At 36.1% G+C, this 1,624-nt stretch carries 1 protein-coding gene and 2 pseudogenes; 1 reads left to right on the top strand and 2 read right to left on the bottom strand.

What is annotated here, in order from left to right; translation table 11 throughout:
- A pseudogene (locus tag VXQ92_RS17075) lies at window positions 1-497 on the top strand (acetyl-CoA carboxylase biotin carboxylase subunit); the annotation flags it as partial.
- Window positions 498-548: 51 nt separating this feature from the next.
- Here VXQ92_RS17075 and VXQ92_RS17080 read toward each other — a convergent pair.
- Together VXQ92_RS17080 and VXQ92_RS17085 are read right to left on the bottom strand one after the other, a co-directional pair.
- Window positions 549-1,052, bottom strand: a complete 504-nt coding sequence (locus VXQ92_RS17080) for a hypothetical protein (RefSeq protein WP_001238662.1) — start codon at window positions 1,050-1,052, stop codon at window positions 549-551.
- Window positions 1,053-1,199: 147 nt separating this feature from the next.
- Window positions 1,200-1,624, bottom strand: a pseudogene (locus VXQ92_RS17085) (MFS transporter); the annotation flags it as partial.

Raw genomic sequence — 1,624 nt, forward strand, 5'->3', positions numbered from 1 at the left:
AGGTTGAGCACCCTGTAACTGAAATGGTGACTGGTGTTGACATTATTGAGCAGCAATTACGTATTGCAGCTGGTTTAGGCTTAGAGCTTCAACAAGAAGATATTGAAGTCCGTGGTCATGCCATTGAATGTCGTATCAATGCCGAAGATCCAACAACATTCTTACCTTCACCAGGTAAAATTGAAAGTTTCTATGCACCAGGCGGTGCGGGTATTCGTTTAGATTCTCATATCTATCCTGGATATAGCATTCCGCCATATTACGATTCAATGATTGCAAAATTGATTGCTCATGGTAAAGATCGTGAAACTTCACTTGCCCGCATGCGTCAAGCGTTAGATGAAATGATCCTTACAGGAATTAAAACCAATATTCCTTTACATAAAGATCTTATTTTGCAGGATAAAAACTTCTGTTCTCAAGCAATGGACATCCATTACCTTGAAAAACACTTGTTAAAACAAGTGGAAGAAGAAAAGAAAGCTGAAACTGCTTAATCTGCTTCATATAAAAAAGCCCCTTAAATAAGAGGCTTTTTTATAATTTGTTTATGGCAACATTCGGCGTAAAGTTGCGAAACATTGCTCACCCTTAGCCGTTGAGCAGAAATTAATAGTATGGTCATTTTTCCATTGCACGAAATATTGAGAAATATCACCTGTCTGATCTTGCTTCTGACCAGAACAATCTACTTTATTATTATCAAACTTAATTTGCATTACTAAAGCCGATAGCTGCTCTTTAGGGTCATCAGATGGCTGATATTCATAAATACCGTATGACCACTCTTCACCACTTTTAATCACCACATCGTTACTACTGCGGAAGTTATAATACTCTACACATTTTTTATTATTTGGAATCTCCATTCCCCATAATCCCATAATTTCAGGACGCGTAACAATACGTATAGCATTAGGATTACTTGCAGTGCGAACAGGTTGTGCTGTTGGCTGTTGAGTCACTGTCTCAGCCATAGCAAAACCAGAACAAGCCAATAATAATCCCATAATATAAATATTTTTCATAGATTTATTAATCATTAAACGCATGAGTTTAAGTTAGCACATTTTTTTAGAAAAACATTGTTTCATAACCATATAAAAACAATATTTTTCAACCGTAACGAACCGATACTTCTCATCAAACAATTTCTATCTTTAACTCTGTATTCCTAACAATTTTTATCACTATTTAATCTAAGAAACTGACTTTTGGATTTGTTTAGGTAACCAATAGACAAAGCACAAACCCAATAGAACCACTAAAGCAGCGATCATAAAAATATGCTCACCCGTAAGAATTTTCCAGTAATGACCAGCCAAAATGCTCCCAAACGCCACTCCAAGCCCCCACATGGTGCTATAAAAAGCCTGACCTCGACCTTGTTGCCCTATTGAAAATTTTTGAAAGATAAGCCGCATTGCGATGAGATGAAATAAGACAAAACTAAAGGCGTGTAGGCACTGTGCAAATAAATGACCTATGAAATAGTGAGAGAAAATAGCAACTAATAACCAGCGTATACTTGTCAAAATCAAAAATACTGCTACAAGGCTCCGCAAGGAAAATAATTTAAAAAACTTTGTTCAATATGCAAAAATCAAAATTGCAGAAACCACAC

The organism is Acinetobacter sp. 228 (genome assembly GCF_048147885.1).